We start from the raw sequence: 17047 nt of genomic DNA on the forward strand, positions 1-17047 counted from the left end.
GTGATTTACGCGATCGAAGATTTGGTTCCCGACTGTCGCGATATGCTGCGCCTGAAATGGCCAAACGATGTCTGGATCGATCGCCACAAATTAGCCGGAATTCTCTGCGAAGCTACCAACGGCAATGCTTTGGGTAAAACTCGCGCCGTTGTGGGAATTGGGCTCAACCGCTGCGTAGATTTCGCGGCTGCGGGATTGGATGAAAGGGATCTCGGCAAGGCGGTAAGCTTGCATTCTATTGCTAGTACAGTACCAGATGAACTGTGTTTGGTCGATCGACTGCGGCACTATTTACTCGAACTAGCCGATATGTTTTCTACCACAGACAAGCCAGCCTCCAAGTCCGGTTTAGCGCTACTTTTGCCGGAATTGCGCCGCCGCGATGGGTTGATTGGCTGCCCGGTGGCGATCGAACTTTCCTCGGAAACCATCTGCGGAGAAGCAGCCGGCATTGACGGAAGCGGCCGCTTGTTAGTATGCTTGGCGGGCGATCGAATACAACCCTTTACCTCCGGGCGAGTTAGATTAATTTAAGAGGAAGAAGGAAGTTCGGCAACGGATGTAACGGATGTCAGGAATAACGAAGAAGCAAGAAGGAAGAAGGGAAATGCAGTCAGAGCAATATTTTCAGCGATAAAAAATTTCCTAACCTTCTTGCCAGTTACTATAAATTAAGAGAAAGAAGTCATTAGTCATTAGGGAAAATTCCCAATTAACAATGCCCGATGCCCTATTCCCTATTTTCAATTACCAATTCCCTATTTTAATTTATCACCTCAAATACTACTAATCTGCTCAACCACAGCGGTTGAGTTGCCTCCACACCTTCCGGACGACCCTTAGTAGAAGCAACTTGTATTCTGTTGCCATTTATCCCTTGTCTAACCAAAATATTTTTCACATTTGTCGCCCTTTCCAGTGCCAACTTTTGATTTTCTACCGGAGTGCTTTTAAAATCGCTGTAGCCAACTATCCTTAAATTCTTCGTGCGATTTTTCTCCATATATTCCTTGACTTTGCTAAGCTTTTCTGCTACATCTTTCGCCTGCAAACTTGCCGAACCTGCACCGAAATACACGCGAACAGGCATTATTATCTTTGGCGGCGGTGGAGTTCCTATTATCACTGTATTTGTGACAGACTTCACCCCCGGAATTTTCTCAAAAGCTTGAGTTATTTTCTGAGCATCTGGCACTTTGCTCACGCTGCCTGCAACGGCGACTTTTCCCTCTGCATAGCGAGCTGAGATATTAATTCTTTCTACTTTATTCAAAAGAGCTGCTGTCCGCTTGACATCGGCTTCGACTAAAACTGGATCGGGAGGTACTTCAACGGCTATAATTTTATTTTCAATTCTTGATTGGGGAGCCACTTGCTGAGCGATTTTTTCCGCTTTCAATCGCAGATTTTGATTCGGCACTCGTCCCGAAATCTGCAATAATTTATCTTTAACATCTGCCGCGATACGATAAACCGATAACTCGGGAGCAGATTGTAATGCTAAATTCGTATCTGCTTCTAAGCTGGCTTCAACTCCGCTGCGGTATTGATGAATTCCCCAAGGTACCCCAATTAAACCTAACGCTGCCAAACCGATAATTGGTAAAATGGGACGTTTAGAAGATTTAACTTTTACCTCTGTATCGATTAATTTTTGCAATTTCGAGTTGACTTCTGGTGGCACAGTTGCTGGATCGCCGTTAAATGACCAAATTATATCTCCGTATTCTTGAACAATATTGTTGAATATCGCTCGCATTTTGTACTTAAACCACTGGCGGGTTTCTCCTTGCATCACTACTGCTAGATAACACGAACCCGCTACTTCCAATACGATCGTAGATGTGCCGTATTCTATTGCATCAATTTCTGCAATATTTCCAGACTGAGATATGCAATCGTTGACAAAAGCCCGAATAGCAGTGAGCATCCCCGCTACCATCTCTGATTCTAGCTGTTCGCGTTCAGACTTCTGCACTGCAGAAATTACTAAGCCCGATTCTGTTTGAATTAAAAAAACAGCTTTAACACTCAGAGGTGTTGTTTCTTTGATCAGCAATTCTGCTTCAGAAATGCCCTGTAATTTTGCTTTAATTTTACGACTAATTCCCTCGGGACTTAAAGATGCTTCAAGTTTTTCATTAATCTCCCGCATCATCTCGGCGATGTATTTTAAAATCGTGCTGCCGATGATCGGATAAAGTGCATCCGACATTGCTTCTCGCTTGAGATGAATTTGCTGTTTGATAGCGGTGGCCATTTCCGGCGCGATCGCCATTGCAATTTCATCGGGGGATTCACTTATTCTGTGGCTGATTCCCACAGTCAGAGCCGGCGATATGGCTACTCCCATCGATTGTCTATTTTCTCGGCTTTTCGTATTAATTATTTCATCAATTATCGGAGCTATGGTTTCGACAAATGATTTTCTAGACTCATTAATTGTTTGGAGCATCATTTCGGGAAAAATGATTTTAATTCTGGCAAGTAATTCTTCCCGATTGCCTCCCCATTCCGCATCAGTAATTTTGCGATCTAGTTCGCCTACTTTATCGTTAAGTCTGTAATTATAACTTACAACTTCATCTAACAAGGGTAAAATAGATTCGATGACAGACTTTTGCAGTTGGGCGTGATGGCTAACCATCAGCTCGTCAATCAAAGGTTTCAGTAAATCTGTAAACAAGTCTGTCGATTCATAAATCCGGTGTTCGATCGCCACAATCTTTTGTTCGATCTTCGCGAGTCTTTGATCGATCCTTTTATTCTGAATGATGGCATCGACAGCGGGGGCGATCGCAGATTCTATCTCCAGCTTTGCTTCCCCGATGTTTCGAGACAGCATTTCTAAAATCACTGGCATTATTCTTGCCATCAACCCTTCTATCTCGCCTAAAACTTGCTGCTGAACTTCGACAATTTTAGTTTCATTATTTAATATTTGTGCTGCAATACCGCTGTTTTGAATAGCTGTGTTGACACCAGGTGCGATCGCCTCTCTCACCTCTAACTTTGTCTCCTCGATTTTCCGGTTCAGCGACTCAATCATTAACGGCATTAACCTTGCCATTATATCTTCCGGCTGAGATTTTTGCTGTCGCTGAAGATTATTTAGTCTACTTTCTACATCGCTCAATTTTCCTTGAACTTCTCTTTGAAGAATTGCTGATTGTATCAAAGGTTCGATCGTCGCTGCTACTTGTAATTTTGATTCCTCGATTTTCTGATTCAGCAAATCAGTTATTGCAGGCATTAGCACCGCCATTATCTCTTCTGGCTTCTGAATTGGCGACTGTTGTGTAGCCAGTCGGCGTTCGATGATGCTCAATACTTTTTCTTCTATTTCTACCCAAGCTATTCTTACCTGTACTGAGGGGGTAACAGCTTCTACAATCTCTGATTTTAATTCACTAATTTTGCGGTTTAGCAATTCGCTAACTACTGGTACTAGCTGCTTGATTAAATCTTCCGGTTGCTGCTGGTAACGCTGTTGAATATTCGCAACTTTATCTTCAATTCTTACTACCTGTTCTTCAAGCCCGTTTTGATTGTGAATTACTTGATTGACTTTTGGTGCGATCGCCGAAGCTACCTCTAACTTAGACTCCTCTACCTTACGCTTGAGTAGCTCGCCTACCACCAACATCACCCTTTGCATTAACTGTTCTGAATTCGGCAGTTGCTGCTGGTTGAAGTTAGCAATTTTATTTTCCAAATCAGCTATTTTGGTCTGCAATTCGAGCTGATTAATTTGATCGCTGCTAGCGAGTTCGATCGCCTTTTTTAATTCCGACTTCAACCCCTCTAATTCATCTCTCACTAAGTCAGGAATTAACGGTCTCAGTAAAGTCATCAACTCTTGGGGTTCAGACATCAACTTCTCAAAAGTTTCTAACCTTTGTTCCACGCTCAAAACATTACTGTAAAATTCCGGTAAATCCCTTTCAAACAGCAGTTGCTGCAACCGCTTAAACTCCTCTACTGCTTGTTCTAACTCTTCCTCAGACGGTGGATAATTTTTGGCTACCTTCGCGGTTACAGATAAATCGGGTTCCTCATTATTACTTTTTTCTCGTCTTTGAGATGGGATTTCTTCATCATTAGTTAATACTTCCGGTACAATACTCGGTGATTCGATCAGGAAAGACAATTGTTTGCGCCGATTTTCCTCATCCTCTAATCGCTGCACAGACTTTTCCGAAAGCGGTAATTTCAGCTCGCTTGGCTCTTTTTTGGATTTCTTCAATAACTGAAATTCAGTCAGTATGGTTAGCAATTCCTGAAGTTGCTCTCCAGCTTTAGAACTTGCCTGAGTTGCATCAGAAACCTCTTTTTCTGACTGATACATTTTGCCTGAGTTATCATTAGATGCTGCCATACTGCCCTACCCAAACGTGATTTTGATCGACCGAAGAAAATTACCAGCTTGCTTGCCGCCTCACTCCAGCGACTATCAATAGGAATGACACAATTTTTCCAAGCGTCAGGCGTACTAAAGCTATCGCCTTATTTTAACTGCTGTTCTGCGACTAGCCAACTGAGCCGCCAACTGCAATGCTGCCTTCATGCTGGAGGCATCCGCAATCCCTTGACCTACAATATCAAAAGCTGTGCCGTGATCCGGAGAGGTGCGGACAAAAGGCAAGCCAATTGTAGTGTTGACTGCTTTATCGAAAGCCATCAATTTTACTGGAATCAACCCCTGGTCGTGGTACATTGCCAAGTAACCGTCGTGAGCTTCCTTGGCTAAACCGTACCAAACTTTAGCCGGTTTTACCCACAGGGTATCGGGGGGGACTAGCCCGTCTAACTGAACTTGAGGAAAGCGATCGCGCTGCGTTTCCAACCAAGGTATCATCCAGTCTTGCTCTTCATTTCCCAGTTTGCCATTTTCGCCGCTGTGAGGATTTAAGCCAGAAATCGCAATTTTCGGTCTTTCCAGCCCAAAATCTTCCCGCAAACAGTCTATCAGTAATTCTAGTTTTTCACTCAGTAATTCGGGACTCACCGCATCGGGGACTTGACGCAGGGAAATATGTGTGGTAGCGAGTAAAGTTACGAGCGTCCAGCCACTGTGTGGAGATGTGGCGGCAAACAGCATTCCGAATCGCTGCGATTTTGCTCTTTCTGCGAGGAGTTCTGTTTGTCCGGGATAATTGTAACCGGCCGCCTGCCAGCAAGTTTTGGAAATCGGGCCTGTCACGATGGCGGAGAATTCGCCGGCGATGGTACGGGCGATAGCGCTTTCCATGTAAGCAAAGCTAGCGGCCCCGCTAGCTGCACTACCGACACCGGGGACAATTTTGCCCCACTTGCTGTCTGGTTCAATATCAATAATGTTTAATGTTTCGGGATTTGCCACTTGTGCTGCGGGATTGCTCGATCGCAACTTATCGTAAGTTTCCTGCAAAACTCTCCTAGAACCTATAACCGTTACCCTCCAACCAGCAGCGGGATCTGCCAATGCCTTGAGAATCACCTCCGGGCCAATTCCCGCCGGATCTCCGAGAGTTACAGCTAGTTGTGATTCCCGATCGAGACTCAAGGCAGTTTTCTCCAACAAAATACAGCAATTTCGGCACTGAAATTTTAGCATTCATGTACATGGTTGCCCCAAATTATATTATCTTTATTTAATGCGATCGCCCAATTGGACTTATAAAACCATGAATCCTGAAATTTTCAATGCAGCCTTTTTGTCCTTTTCCCTAATTTTCGTGGGTATAGGTGGAGGCTTCCTCCTGCTCAAATTGCAAGGCGGCGAAGAATAAGTTTTTTTCAACCAATCCTTCAGAAGCCTTTTACCTTCTGCCTGCTAGAGTCTACTTGCTGCCGAAAGCCAGCCTTCTGCCGAATATCTCAAGCCTAAAATGAGAAAAATTCAGGTTTTTGTTAAGTTTTTATAAAAAACTTAACAAAAACCTGATACCATCTTATTGAAAGTTTAAGATTCATAATTAATCCCTAGATGACTTTATTGATTTTAGGTGCCACCGGCACTCTCGGCCGCCAGATAGCCCGCCGCGCCCTAGACGAGGGCTACCAGGTGCGCTGTTTAGTCAGAAGTTACAGAAAAGCTGCATTTTTGAAAGAATGGGGCGCTGAACTCGTACCGGGGAACCTTTGCCAGCCAGACAGTCTGCCTCCGGCCCTAGAAGGCGTCAGTGCTATTATCGATGCAGCAACAGCCAGTGCAGCAGATTCTGTCAGCATCAAAAGAGTAGACTGGGACGGAAAAGTATCGCTGATCCAAGCAGCAGCAGCAGCAGGCATCAAGCGTTACATATTCTTTTCCTTTCTCGACGCGGAGAAATATCCCCAAGTCCCCTTGTTGGAAATCAAGCGCTGTACCGAATTGTTCTTAGCAGAATCCGGTCTAGACTATACAATCTTGAGACCTTGCGGCTTTTTGCAAGGACTGCTGAGCCTGTATGCAATGCCGATTTTGGACAATCAGGCAGTCTGGCTGCCCAACAAGCCATCCGCCCTTGCCTACATGAACACTCAGGACGTTGCTAAATTTGCCGTCCGGGCTCTTTCCGTTCCCGAAACCGAGAAAAAAAGCTTTCCGGTGGTGGGAAATCGCGCTTGGGATGCTGAAGAAATCGTGAGGTTGTGCGAACGGCTGTCAGGGAAGCAAGCCAAAATTACGCGCACCCCAGACGCCTTGTTGAAGGCTACTCGTCAATTTGCTAAGTTCTTTCAGTGGAGTTGGAACGTAGCTGACAGATTGGCTTTTTCAGAAGTTTTGGCAGCCGGAAAACCCTTGAAAGCTCCGATGGATGAAGTTTACAGTGTCTTCGGACTCGACCCCAAAGAAACTACTACTTTGGAGTCTTATCTCGAAGAATACTTTAATCTGATTATGAAGAAGCTCAAGGAAATAGAGTACGAGCAGCTTAAGACTAAAAAACGGAGTAAACAAAAAATGCCCTTTACATTTTAAAGTGCCGAAAGCTGGGATTATATACAACGACGTTAAACCTGTGGCTTGTCGCATCGCCGCAGAGTTACAAGACAAGCTGACTGCCCGCGGCTGGGAGGTTTGCTCGGTTTCTGGTTCCGGAGGAATTCTGGGCTATTCTAGCCCCGATCGTCCCCTGTGCCACACTCAGATCGAACAACTCGTCCCCCCCGGTTTTGACAGCGACATGGAGTTTGCAGTGGTTTTGGGCGGCGACGGTACGGTGCTGTCTGCATTTCGCCAAGTCGCTCCGATTGGAGTGCCGCTGCTGACTGTCAATACCGGTCACATGGGCTTTTTAACAGAAACTTACCTGAACTTGCTGCCGCAAGCTTTGGAAAAGGTAATCGCCGGAGAATACGAAATAGAAGAAAGATCGATGCTCGCGGTGCGGCTGTTTCGAGAAAACGACTGCCTCTGGGAAGCTCTTTGTCTCAATGAAATGGTGTTGCACCGGGAACCGCTGACTTGTATGTGTCATTTTGAAGTGGCGATCGGCCAGCACGCCTCTGTTGACATTGCCGCAGATGGAGTCATCATCGCGACTCCGACAGGATCGACAGCTTACGCCCTTTCTGCCGGTGGGCCTGTCATCATTCCCGGAGTGCCGGTGTTGCAGTTGCTGCCTATTTGCCCGCATTCAATGGCTTCGCGGGCTTTGGTGTTTTCCAACACCGAGCCGGTCAAGATTTTGCCGGCGAGTCCAAACCGCCTGGTAATGGTGGTAGACGGTAACGGCGGATGTTATGTTCTGCCCGAAGATTGGGTGCAAGTCGAGCGAGCTCAATACCCAGCCCGGTTTATTCGGGTGCAATCTTTTGAGTTTTTCCACATTTTGCGGGAAAAATTGGGCTGGGGCTTGCCTCACATTGCTAAACCGAGTTCGGTTGAATTGCCTTGATAGTTGTTGTTGACACTCCCCGACGATCGAGGTACGGGGATTGTTGGCTCAACCAGTTGGCTTGCTCGTATATATCATATCAAGTCCTAGCTGTGGGAGATAGCAATTCCCGTTCCCGTTTTTCACCGATTGAAGGGATTTTGATTTCTTTATCTGTTGATAAATCGTAGAATAAAGCAGCAATTAGTGTTGGTAATGTAGGGCGACATTTATCCACCGGAATCCTTAATTCTCGATCGAGCTTCCGAATCATCTCCAAAGTCAGGCAGCGTTTGCGAGATAACGGTATAGTGGGAGTGTCTTCATTTCTATTCACTCTGCTTAGGACGGATTTCAAATTCTGAACGTGCCCGGAAGAAACAGACATCAAACTCGAAGAAGAAATTAGCTTGCCCCAAAATCAAAGGTACATTGGTTGCTTGTGTCCAGGCAAATGCCAGGTTAAGCGTTGGGAATGAACTAACTCGAGCATTAACAACGACTGCGCGGGCTTCAAATCGAGCCAAATTCCCAGCCAATACGATTGAGAGTGTCTCATTTTCCCAGACTAAGCCCAGTTGTAGCCCTAACTCGTAGGGCAAAACATTAACGCTTGCGCCTGTATCTAGTAAGCCCTCAGCGTTCAAGGATTGACCGTTCAGGCTGAGTGTCAATGGCAGATACGGCATTCGATCGACCATGCCAAGACTGGTGTCAATGATTTTGTAGGGAAATCTCTGAGCGTCAATCATTCTGTTCTTGTTGTTTTGTCGTCAGAAGATTCATTAAAACATTCGCAGCCTCAGAGCAATTGTAAGGCGACCAGACTGGATACTCTCGATCGGCAACAAAAAAGTTTGTTGCATCTTCTTCTTTGACCAGTTCTGTTACCAGAAACTGCATCAGCCGAAGCTTGTCAATTTTTGAAAGTTCCTGGATCTGTGACATTAGTTCAGCCAATGGCATTTGAGAATCTCCTCGTTTGAGGTTTGGCGAAAAGATTGGATCTACTAGCTTGTTGCATGGTGCGCGATCGAAGCGTATCTATTTATTCTACCAATTTTCTGTAGGTCAAGCTCTCGATCGAGCTTCCGAATCATCTCCAAGGTCAGGCAGCGTTTGCGAGATAACGACTCAAATCAGCGGTGGCAGACAATCTCGAACTCAGCACCAAGATTTTCTTCCGTCGCCTGCATTTGAATTGTTAACTTGTTGCGATCACCATAAGCCTTCAAAGACAGGGGCTTTCAAGGATCGCCCGCTGACAACTCTCCCAATTTCTTACTCTTATACAAATTCAAGCAAAAGATGTCAGGAGACATAAGATCGATCAAAACCACCGCTACATCAAGGTTTCATTTTTAGCTCAATTTTATCAAATACTCTCCCAAATGATGGTCTATTTTTATCGTTGTACGGCAACCCTTCGAGGGCACTCAGTAAGTTAATACAAAATTCAGAAAAATTACTTCTAGACCAGCTTAAATAGACAGAGATAGATCCCTCTTTATAAGTAACTCCATATAACTTTGATACTGACCATGTGTTTTCTGCAGTAGCGACCATAATTGCCCCACTGCCAAGTTCAGCACATTCAATATTCCCTTCTTCTGTTATGTAAATCTTTAAATCGTCGATCCTCTTAGCTAAAGGTTTGCAAGGAATACTTTCTGCTTCTGAATTGGACTCTGTATTCAAAAGAGAAATTATCCCAGTTGGTGTGTCATCTCCTTCATATCTGAGAACCATCCCTCCTGAGAATCCAAACACGTTAGCGCCTTTGCGAAGTTCTTTCAAAATTGATTCTTTATTTTTATCACTTTCTTTGAGATCTATAAATATTGCACCACAGGTATAATTTTTATTTAACTGATTACTAAAATCTTTCGTTTGATCGAGTTTACTTAATGCCTCGGCAACATTGTCTTTTGTTAAACGAGATTTGACTTCATAAACCGCGACTACGTGCTTCGCTGGAATTGCTCTATACTTCCCTTGTTCGCTATTATCTTGGTTGCCTTCTGTCCATAAAACAGGAGCTTCTAAGCGATTGTAGATAATGATGTCATAGTGATATATTTTGCCACTATTATCATACAAATCTGGGATTATATAACCAGATGTAACCGCATACTTTTTCGGTAGAAATTCAGCTAACCATTTACGAATATATGCTTCTACAGCTTGACCATGTGCCACATGAATAGGTCGGTTCGTAGTTTGCTCTAGAACTTTATCAAATTCAGTAATAATATCTTTTCTATTTCTTAGAAATTCCTTCCATCCATGCTGCCCATAACAATTATCCAAAATACTTGAACTCCTTTTTTGTTTCAGCACGTCACCTCAAACCTCAAAAGCTTTGTCAGCTAACTTATAATTATATCGCAGTTGCGGTACAATTATGATAAAGAAAGCAGCGATAAATTATCGTCTTCATAAAATAATTCGATCGCGTTAAAATTCCGACGCAGCAAATTTTCAACTTGTAATGTCGAACCGTTTCCAAGGCAAAGCCAAATAACTTTCGGTGGATTCCCAAATACTAAGCTTAGGTCGTGCATATCCGCGTCTTTCGAGACAATCATCAAATTATTGTCTTTTGCATAATCCCAAACTATTGGGTCGATCGTTGCTTTCATTCCCACATCAAAGGACGTGAAGCGAATTTGGGAAAATATCGCTCAAACGATTCGGCAACAGGGGCGACAAATTTTCATCAAAAAGTAATTTCATGCCGATAAGGTCGGGGTCATAAACCGACGCTCGCGGTCAGCAGCATAAGCAATGCAGGCTTTTAAATCTTCTCGCGTCAAATCGGGAAAATCGTCGAGAATTTCTGCTTCGGTCATCTCGGAAGCCAGGTACTCAAGCACTTCATAAACCGTAATTCGCAAGCCGCGTACACAAGGCTTACCACCGCGTTTATTTGCTTCGATCGTGATGTGGTTTCGGTAGTTCATAGTTGGAATTTTTGAGAATCTCCTCGTTTGAGGTTTGGCGAAAAGATTAGATATACTCGCTTGTTACATGGGTGCGCGATCGAATAATTGTATTGCAGTTGCCGTACAATACTGGATATAATCGAGTAATACCGCAGCTCGATAGTGTATGTCAACCCCTTCTTTATTATATTTTAGATGAGAGTCGATCGCACACTAGGGCGATCGCCAGAACCAAAGCATTTATCAGAACTTCTTCACGCACGAATAACTGTAACGGTTCGCCCCATTGGTGTCAGATGAATTTCAGTATTCAGTCGTTCTTCTAATTCGAGCGCATTCTCGCGCCGATCGAATATCACCAACCACCCTTCATCTTGTCCCAATCGAGCCAAATATCCATCTAACTGTTCCAACCCTTTACTCAAAGGATCGACTTTCCGAGTTCGCCAAACCTTCAGTTCAATTCCCAATGTTACCTCACCATAACGCAAACATAAATCCATTCTGTCGCGTCCGATCGCATATTCCCTCTCCAACGTTCCCCCACCATTAATCACCCGATGCAGAAATGCCATCAACACTAAATGAGGGACTATTTCGGGATAAGATGCACTTGTGAGTAACGGTTCGCCATGCTGTAGCAAAAATTCCCGAATCGTTTTAGCCCGAAGGATATCATCAAAATTATCAAAGAATGAATTCCCACAGGAGGTAAATATATGAGTTCCTATGTGCTTGGTTTTCAGGACATTGACAAAACAAAAATCATGGTTGTTGGGGGTAAAGGCGCAAACCTGGGGGAACTTTCCAAGATTGAAGGAATCCGCGTACCGGATGGCTACTGTATTTCTACTGAAGCCTTTAAAAGAATCATTGGGGAAACGTCGTCGATTAACGAATTACTCGATCGCTTATCCCTTCTAAAAGTGGAAGACCGGGATAAAATCGGTGAACTTAGCGGTGAGATTCGTAGGGTCATCCAAGGGATAGCCATTCCTCAAGACATTAATCAAGAGATCGCCCGCCTCCTCTCCATGCTTGATGACAAAAATGCCTATGCAGTACGATCCAGCGCAACGGCAGAGGATTTACCGACGGCCTCTTTTGCAGGCCAGCAGGATACGTATTTGAACATTATCGGAAAGGAGGCAATCTATCAGCATATCAGCAAGTGCTGGGCATCGCTATTTACCGAGAGAGGAGTAATTTATCGCCTTCAAAACGGCTTCGACCACCGTAAAGTCTACCTGTCTGTGGTTGTTCAGAAGATGGTCTTCCCGCAGGTGGCAGGAATTTTGTTTACTGCCGATCCCGTCACTTCTAATAGAAAAGTGTTATCCATTGATGCCAGCTTCGGACTTGGCGAGGCCTTGGTCTCCGGCCTGGTGAATGCCGATAACTATAAAGTGTGTAACGGCAAGGTTATCGATAAGAAGATATCTACCAAGAAACTGGCTGTTTATGCCTTAAAAGATGGCGGTACGAAAAAACAGGAAATTGAGCTTGAGAGACAGAACAGGCAAGCGCTGACGGATGAGCAGATTTTACAGCTTGAGCGCACGGGTCGAAAGATCGAAGAACATTTCGGCTGTCCCCAGGACATCGAATGGTGTTTGGTTGATGATACATTTTATATTGTCCAGAGTCGGCCAATCACTACTTTATACCCCATCCCTGAAGCGAACGATCGGGAAAACCACGTCTATGTATCTGTCGGTCACAACCAAATGATGACCGATGCCATGAAACCATTGGGATTGTCTTTTTTTCTGTTAACGACCCATGCACCCATGCACACTGCTGGTGGAAGGTTATTTGTTGATGTTACAGCGACGCTGGCTTCACCTGTCGGCAGAGAAACTATATTAAACGTCACATTGGGAAAATCCGATCCGCTCATGAAAGACGCACTTACAACCATCATAGAGCGGGGAGATTTTATAAAATCGTTACCCGACGATCGGAGTCCCGGCAAAAGCAGTAAAGGTCGATCGCCTGCGGATTTTCAAACCCTAAACGACTACGATCCGGCGATTGTTGCTGATTTGATTCAACAGAGTCAAACCTCGATCGAAGCGTTAAAACAAACCATCCAAACGAAATCAGGATCGGATCTGTTTGATTTAATCCTGGAAGATATCCAGCAATTAAAGAAGACCAACTCTGATTCACCGAGTTTTGGTGTGCTTATGACTGGTATGAATGCTTCCTCCTGGATCAATGAGAAAATGATGGAGTGGTTAGGTGAAAAGAACGTAGCAGACACGCTTTCTCAATCCGTATCCAACAATATTACTTCGGAAATGGGTCTGGAGTTGTTGGATGTTGCAGATGTGATTCGCCCGTATCCAGAAGTAATCAATTACTTGCAATATGTAAAAGAAGATAGCTTTTTGGATGAGCTGGTTAAGCTTGATGGTGGACAGGAAGCCCAGGACGCCATCTATGCTTTTCTCAACAAATACGGAATGCGATGTGGCGGAGAAATCGATATTACTAGAACTCGTTGGAGCGAAAAACCAACGACTCTTGTTCCCATAATCCTTAGTAACATCAAAAACTTTGAGCCTGGTGCCGGCAAGCGGAAATTTGAGCAGGGGCGACAGGCGGCTTTGAACAAAGAACAAGAGTTGTTAGAACGATTGAAGCAATTACCGGATGGTGAACAAAAAGCCAAAGAAACAAAGCGGATGATCGGCCTAGTCCGGAATTTCGCAGGCTATCGTGAATATCCAAAATACGGCATCGTTAATCGCTACTTCGTTTATAAGCAGGCGTTGCTGAAAGAAGCCGAACAACTCGTACAAGCCAACGTTATTCATGAAAGAGAGGATATTTACTACCTCACTTTTGAAGAACTGCACGAAGTTGTACGCACAAATAAACTGGATTACCAGATAGTCAGCAAACGAAAAGACGAGTACAGATCATTTGAAAAACTAACTCCCCCACGTGTTCTCACGTCTGATGGTGAAATGATTGCCGGTGCGTACAAACGAGAAAATCTCCCGGCTGAAGCTATTGTAGGCCTGGCTGTTTCTTCCGGAGTTATAGAGGGACGAGCACGTGTCATCCTAAACATGGAAGACGCCGATTTAGAAGATGGAGATATATTAGTCACCTCGTTTACTGACCCTAGCTGGACACCATTCTTTGTATCCATAAAAGGTCTAGTCACCGAAGTTGGTGGACTGATGACCCATGGAGCAGTTATCGCACGTGAATATGGCTTACCGGCAGTTGTCGGAGTAGAAAATGCGACCAAACTGATCGAAGATGGGCAACGAATTCGCGTACATGGAACAGAAGGGTATGTAGAAATCCTTTGACACTCCCCGCCCGGTCGGTACGGGGATTATTAAGACATTTCTGTCAAAATATCCCTATTGCTAGGGTTCCCAGGCTGACTGCGTTTCCACTAAGAAGTGCGCAGTCAGATCTTTTGCATAATCCCAAACTATTAGGTCGATCGTTCCTTTCATTCCCACATCAAACGACGTGAAGCGAAATTGGGAAAATATCGCTCAAACGATGTGGCAACTCGGGCGACAAGTTTTTATCAAAAAGTAATTTCATGCGGATAAGGGATCGATCGTAAACCGACGCTCGCGGTCAGCAGCATCAGCAATGCAGGCTTTTAAATCTTCTCGCGTGACAATCGGGAAAATCTTTGATAATTTCTGCTTAGGTCATCTCGGAAGCCCGGTACTCAAGCACTTCCTAAACCGTAATTCGCAAGCCGCGTACACAAGGCTTACCACCGCGTTTATTTGCTTCGATCGTGATGTGGTTTCGGTAGTTCATAGTTGGAATTTTTGAGAATATCCTAGTTTGATGTTTGGTGAAAAGATTGGATATACTAGCTTGTTGCATGGGTACGCGAGCGAAGCGTATCTATTTATTCTACCAATTTTCTGTAGGTAAAGCTCTCGATCGAGCTTCCGAATCATCTCCAAGGTCAGGCAGTGTTTGCGAGATAACGCTCCCAATCGCCTGCTAAAAACTACCTCAAACTCCAGCCGATGACCTCCTGAAAGTCGGCGTGCGTTGGGATTGTTAGAGGCATTGACGACAGCGAGGCTGAGAATGCAATACTTTTACTTAAATCTATTTTTAAATGCCTTCAATGTATCCTTACTCTTAGCCGAATCGTATATACCAAAAACTACACGATCGAAACATCCATGAAATCGCGGACTCTCAAGCCACTGACCAAAAGCATCTGCTACCATACTGGCATCGTTGCAAAACACGCCACACCCCCATGCACCGAGTAACAACGATCGATGTCCATTATCTTGTGCCACCGCAAGTACATATCCAGCACGTCGCCGCAATGCTTTTTCAATATCGGGAAGCGCATTGGGATCGCGACGCAATACTTGACCTGCATTTGGTGCGGGCGCAGTAATAACAGATGCTAAAAAATAATCATCGAGCAATTCACGACTGCGGATTCTAAACCAAGGAACTTTTGGAGAATAAATCAGGTAATCGGTGTAAAGAAGAGAATCTTGCGATCGGTTTGCTTCATAATACTCGGGCTGTGTCAATTGACAGGGATATAACCCGGAACAGCGAGCCAAATCTTCTTCTTGTGCTTTTGCACCATTAATAAATCCGCCGCCAGGATTTCGAGCGGAGGCATAGTTTAGGATCACGAGATCGCGGCAACCTTCACCTTTTACCAAACGGTAGGCGGCTACTTGAGTGGTCTCATCGGTAACTTCCACCAAAAGACTCTGTTTCGCATCACATTGCGTATTTTGCAATAAATTTTCAACTTCTTCGGGTCGATACAACTTAGTATTTTTCTCTGCCAGCTTCTGCTCGGTAGCAAAATTAATAACATGGCCGTGCTTTGAAATGAACTCGCCTTTTTCTAGAATCTGTAATGTTTCCTTGGCTATACCTGTTAACGACATACACTCCTCCTTGGTGGTTTCGATGAAGTTCTCAACTCTGCTTCTGAGCACATGAGGATTAAGAGAGGGAAACTGCCAACTGACAAAGTTTTATTCTTCCACCCGATATCCCAATTCCGCCAAACGAGTGCGCGACTGCCGCCACTTCGGCTGCACCTTGACAAATAACTCCAAATATACTTTGCCTTCAATTAACTTTTGAATCTGTTCTCGCGCCGCACTGCCGATCGACTTGAGCATACTGCCGCTTTTACCGATTAAAATGCCTTTTTGGGAATCCCGTTCGACGTGAATTGTCGCCAGAATGCGCGTAATTTTTGCTTCTTCTTGAACTATGTCGATCGCAATTGCTACCGAATGCGGCACTTCTTCCCGCGTCAGCAGCAAAATCTGTTCCCGAATCAATTCGCCCATAATAAAGCGTTCCGGCTGGTCAGTCACCAAATCTGGCGGATAATAATAAGGCCCAACCTCCAAATGTTCGATTAACAATTTTTGCAGCGGCTCGACACCCTCGCCCGTGAGAGCCGAAAATTTCACTACAGGCCACTCAGGATTGACAATTTGCTCGTAAGTTCGATCGATCAACACGGAATCCTCCGGTTGTTCGTCCAACTTATTCATCCCCAAAATCACCGGAACTTTGCAATTGCTGAGAATTTCGACAATATATCGATCGCCCCCTCCCGATTCCACCGAACCATCCACCACAAACAGCACCACATCCACCGACTGAATCGCTGTGCGGGCATTCTGCACCAAAACCTTGCCCAGTTGGTGATGCGGCTTGTGAATTCCGGGAGTATCTACAAAAATAATTTGTGCTTCCGGTGTCGTTAGGATGCCCCGCAGCCTGTTACGTGTCGTCTGAGACACCGGCGAAGTAATCGCAATTTTCTGCCCCACCAACTGATTCATCAGCGTTGATTTTCCGACATTCGGGCGTCCGACAATACCCACAAAGCCGGATTTGTAACCCGCCGGAGCCACGGGAACACCCATGATGTCCGATACGTCGATAAATTTACTATCTTCCACTAAAATCACCTATTTTCAAGCCCCTTCTCTGTCTATTGTCGCCTGAAAATACTCAAACGCCCATCGATGCACTGTAGCATCTTTCTCGCCCTGGTATAGGGCGCCACACTCAAACATCGATCGAGCCGCAAACCAGTGTTAAAACAGGATACGCGATCGGCAAAACTTGATATCTGAGACAAAATTTGATAAAGTTCCAGTGACATCGCTCAAAAATGAATCATTCTGGTAAAACCGACTCCCCAATGCTGTAACAACTTCAGATGTGTAAATATCTAACTCAACTGAAACTTTT

The 17047-nt window shown here is 44.7% G+C and carries 17 protein-coding genes; 5 read left to right on the forward strand and 12 right to left on the reverse strand.

Features of this window, described 5'->3' with window-relative positions; genetic code table 11:
- The coding region (locus QUA45_RS09100; RefSeq protein ID WP_333220369.1) for a biotin--[acetyl-CoA-carboxylase] ligase at positions 1-534 on the forward strand (534 nt) is incomplete at its 5' end.
- A 229-nt stretch (positions 535-763) separates the two neighbouring features.
- Here QUA45_RS09100 and QUA45_RS09105 read toward each other — a convergent pair.
- The gene (locus QUA45_RS09105) at positions 764-4378 is read right to left on the reverse strand and encodes an OmpA family protein (RefSeq protein WP_333220371.1); all 3615 of its coding nucleotides are present in this window, start codon (positions 4376-4378) and stop codon (positions 764-766) included.
- A gap of 120 nt (positions 4379-4498) precedes the next feature.
- Positions 4499-5596, reverse strand: a complete 1098-nt coding sequence (pdxA, locus tag QUA45_RS09110) for a 4-hydroxythreonine-4-phosphate dehydrogenase PdxA (RefSeq protein WP_333220373.1) — start codon at positions 5594-5596, stop codon at positions 4499-4501.
- 70 nt (positions 5597-5666) lie between these two features.
- On the opposite strand from pdxA, the gene petM reads away from it, so the two are divergent.
- From petM to QUA45_RS09125, 3 genes are all read left to right on the forward strand, one after another.
- Complete coding sequence (petM, locus tag QUA45_RS09115; protein ID WP_172189541.1) at positions 5667-5771, forward strand: cytochrome b6-f complex subunit PetM; 105 nt, start codon at positions 5667-5669, stop codon at positions 5769-5771.
- 197 nt (positions 5772-5968) lie between these two features.
- Entirely contained in the window at positions 5969-6946 is a 978-nt protein-coding gene (locus QUA45_RS09120) for an NmrA family NAD(P)-binding protein (RefSeq protein ID WP_333099641.1), read from the forward strand.
- A gap of 1 nt (position 6947) precedes the next feature.
- A complete protein-coding gene (locus tag QUA45_RS09125; protein WP_333220375.1) occupies positions 6948-7865 on the forward strand; it encodes an NAD(+) kinase in 918 nt (305 codons plus the stop codon).
- A gap of 79 nt (positions 7866-7944) precedes the next feature.
- Here the strand turns inward: QUA45_RS09125 and QUA45_RS09130 are convergent, their stop codons facing one another.
- From QUA45_RS09130 to QUA45_RS09160, 8 genes are all read right to left on the reverse strand, one after another.
- Entirely contained in the window at positions 7945-8181 is a 237-nt protein-coding gene (locus QUA45_RS09130) for a hypothetical protein (RefSeq protein ID WP_333099639.1), read from the reverse strand.
- Positions 8174-8596 (reverse strand): aspartyl protease family protein, encoded by a 423-nt coding sequence (locus tag QUA45_RS09135; protein WP_333099638.1) that lies wholly within the window; start codon positions 8594-8596, stop codon positions 8174-8176. The genes QUA45_RS09130 and QUA45_RS09135 overlap by 8 nt, the downstream gene beginning before the upstream one ends.
- A complete protein-coding gene (locus tag QUA45_RS09140; protein WP_333099637.1) occupies positions 8589-8810 on the reverse strand; it encodes a hypothetical protein in 222 nt (73 codons plus the stop codon). The genes QUA45_RS09135 and QUA45_RS09140 overlap by 8 nt, the downstream gene beginning before the upstream one ends.
- 381 nt (positions 8811-9191) lie before the next feature.
- Positions 9192-10184 carry a DUF6602 domain-containing protein gene (locus QUA45_RS09145; RefSeq protein ID WP_333220377.1) on the reverse strand — a complete coding sequence of 331 codons (993 nt, stop codon included), beginning with the start codon at positions 10182-10184 and terminating at the stop codon, positions 9192-9194.
- Positions 10185-10246: 62 nt separating this feature from the next.
- Positions 10247-10486 carry a DUF5615 family PIN-like protein gene (locus tag QUA45_RS09150; RefSeq protein WP_333099635.1) on the reverse strand — a complete coding sequence of 80 codons (240 nt, stop codon included), beginning with the start codon at positions 10484-10486 and terminating at the stop codon, positions 10247-10249.
- A gap of 7 nt (positions 10487-10493) precedes the next feature.
- The gene (locus tag QUA45_RS29145; protein WP_333099645.1) at positions 10494-10580 is read right to left on the reverse strand and encodes a DUF5615 family PIN-like protein; all 87 of its coding nucleotides are present in this window, start codon (positions 10578-10580) and stop codon (positions 10494-10496) included.
- Complete coding sequence (locus QUA45_RS09155; protein WP_333220379.1) at positions 10577-10807, reverse strand: DUF433 domain-containing protein; 231 nt, start codon at positions 10805-10807, stop codon at positions 10577-10579. Before QUA45_RS09155 ends, QUA45_RS29145 begins: the two co-directional genes overlap by 4 nt.
- Positions 10808-11043: 236 nt before the next feature.
- Positions 11044-11433, reverse strand: coding sequence for a hypothetical protein (locus QUA45_RS09160; protein WP_333220381.1), 390 nt, complete (start codon positions 11431-11433; stop codon positions 11044-11046).
- Positions 11434-11508: 75 nt separating this feature from the next.
- Here QUA45_RS09160 and ppsA point away from each other — a divergent pair, with 75 nt between their 5' ends.
- Positions 11509-14118, forward strand: coding sequence for a phosphoenolpyruvate synthase (gene ppsA, locus QUA45_RS09165; protein WP_333220383.1), 2610 nt, complete (start codon positions 11509-11511; stop codon positions 14116-14118).
- 768 nt (positions 14119-14886) lie between these two features.
- Here the strand turns inward: ppsA and QUA45_RS09175 are convergent.
- Positions 14887-15714, reverse strand: a complete 828-nt coding sequence (locus QUA45_RS09175) for a TIGR02452 family protein (protein ID WP_333099632.1) — start codon at positions 15712-15714, stop codon at positions 14887-14889.
- Positions 15715-15804: 90 nt separating this feature from the next.
- Positions 15805-16716: a GTPase Era gene (era, locus tag QUA45_RS09180; protein WP_333220407.1), complete on the reverse strand. Its 912-nt coding sequence runs from the start codon at positions 16714-16716 to the stop codon at positions 15805-15807.
- Positions 16717-17047 lie beyond the last annotated feature (331 nt).

It is taken from the genome of Microcoleus sp. Pol12A5 (assembly GCF_036701435.1).
GTDB lineage: Bacteria > Cyanobacteriota > Cyanobacteriia > Cyanobacteriales > Microcoleaceae > Microcoleus.

Coding starts and splice junctions, on each gene's coding strand:
- QUA45_RS09105 (WP_333220371.1), bottom strand. CDS start 4,378: ATGGCAGCATCTAATGATAACTCAGGCAAAATGTATCAGTCAGAAAAA.
- pdxA (WP_333220373.1), bottom strand. CDS start 5,596: ATGCTAAAATTTCAGTGCCGAAATTGCTGTATTTTGTTGGAGAAAACT.
- petM (WP_172189541.1), top strand. CDS start 5,667: ATGAATCCTGAAATTTTCAATGCAGCCTTTTTGTCCTTTTCCCTAATT.
- QUA45_RS09120 (WP_333099641.1), top strand. CDS start 5,969: ATGACTTTATTGATTTTAGGTGCCACCGGCACTCTCGGCCGCCAGATA.
- QUA45_RS09135 (WP_333099638.1), bottom strand. CDS start 8,596: ATGATTGACGCTCAGAGATTTCCCTACAAAATCATTGACACCAGTCTT.
- QUA45_RS09140 (WP_333099637.1), bottom strand. CDS start 8,810: ATGCCATTGGCTGAACTAATGTCACAGATCCAGGAACTTTCAAAAATT.
- QUA45_RS09150 (WP_333099635.1), bottom strand. CDS start 10,486: ATGAAAGCAACGATCGACCCAATAGTTTGGGATTATGCAAAAGACAAT.
- QUA45_RS29145 (WP_333099645.1), bottom strand. CDS start 10,580: ATGAAATTACTTTTTGATGAAAATTTGTCGCCCCTGTTGCCGAATCGT.
- QUA45_RS09155 (WP_333220379.1), bottom strand. CDS start 10,807: ATGAACTACCGAAACCACATCACGATCGAAGCAAATAAACGCGGTGGT.
- ppsA (WP_333220383.1), top strand. CDS start 11,509: ATGAGTTCCTATGTGCTTGGTTTTCAGGACATTGACAAAACAAAAATC.
- QUA45_RS09175 (WP_333099632.1), bottom strand. CDS start 15,714: ATGTCGTTAACAGGTATAGCCAAGGAAACATTACAGATTCTAGAAAAA.
- era (WP_333220407.1), bottom strand. CDS start 16,716: ATGGGTGTTCCCGTGGCTCCGGCGGGTTACAAATCCGGCTTTGTGGGT.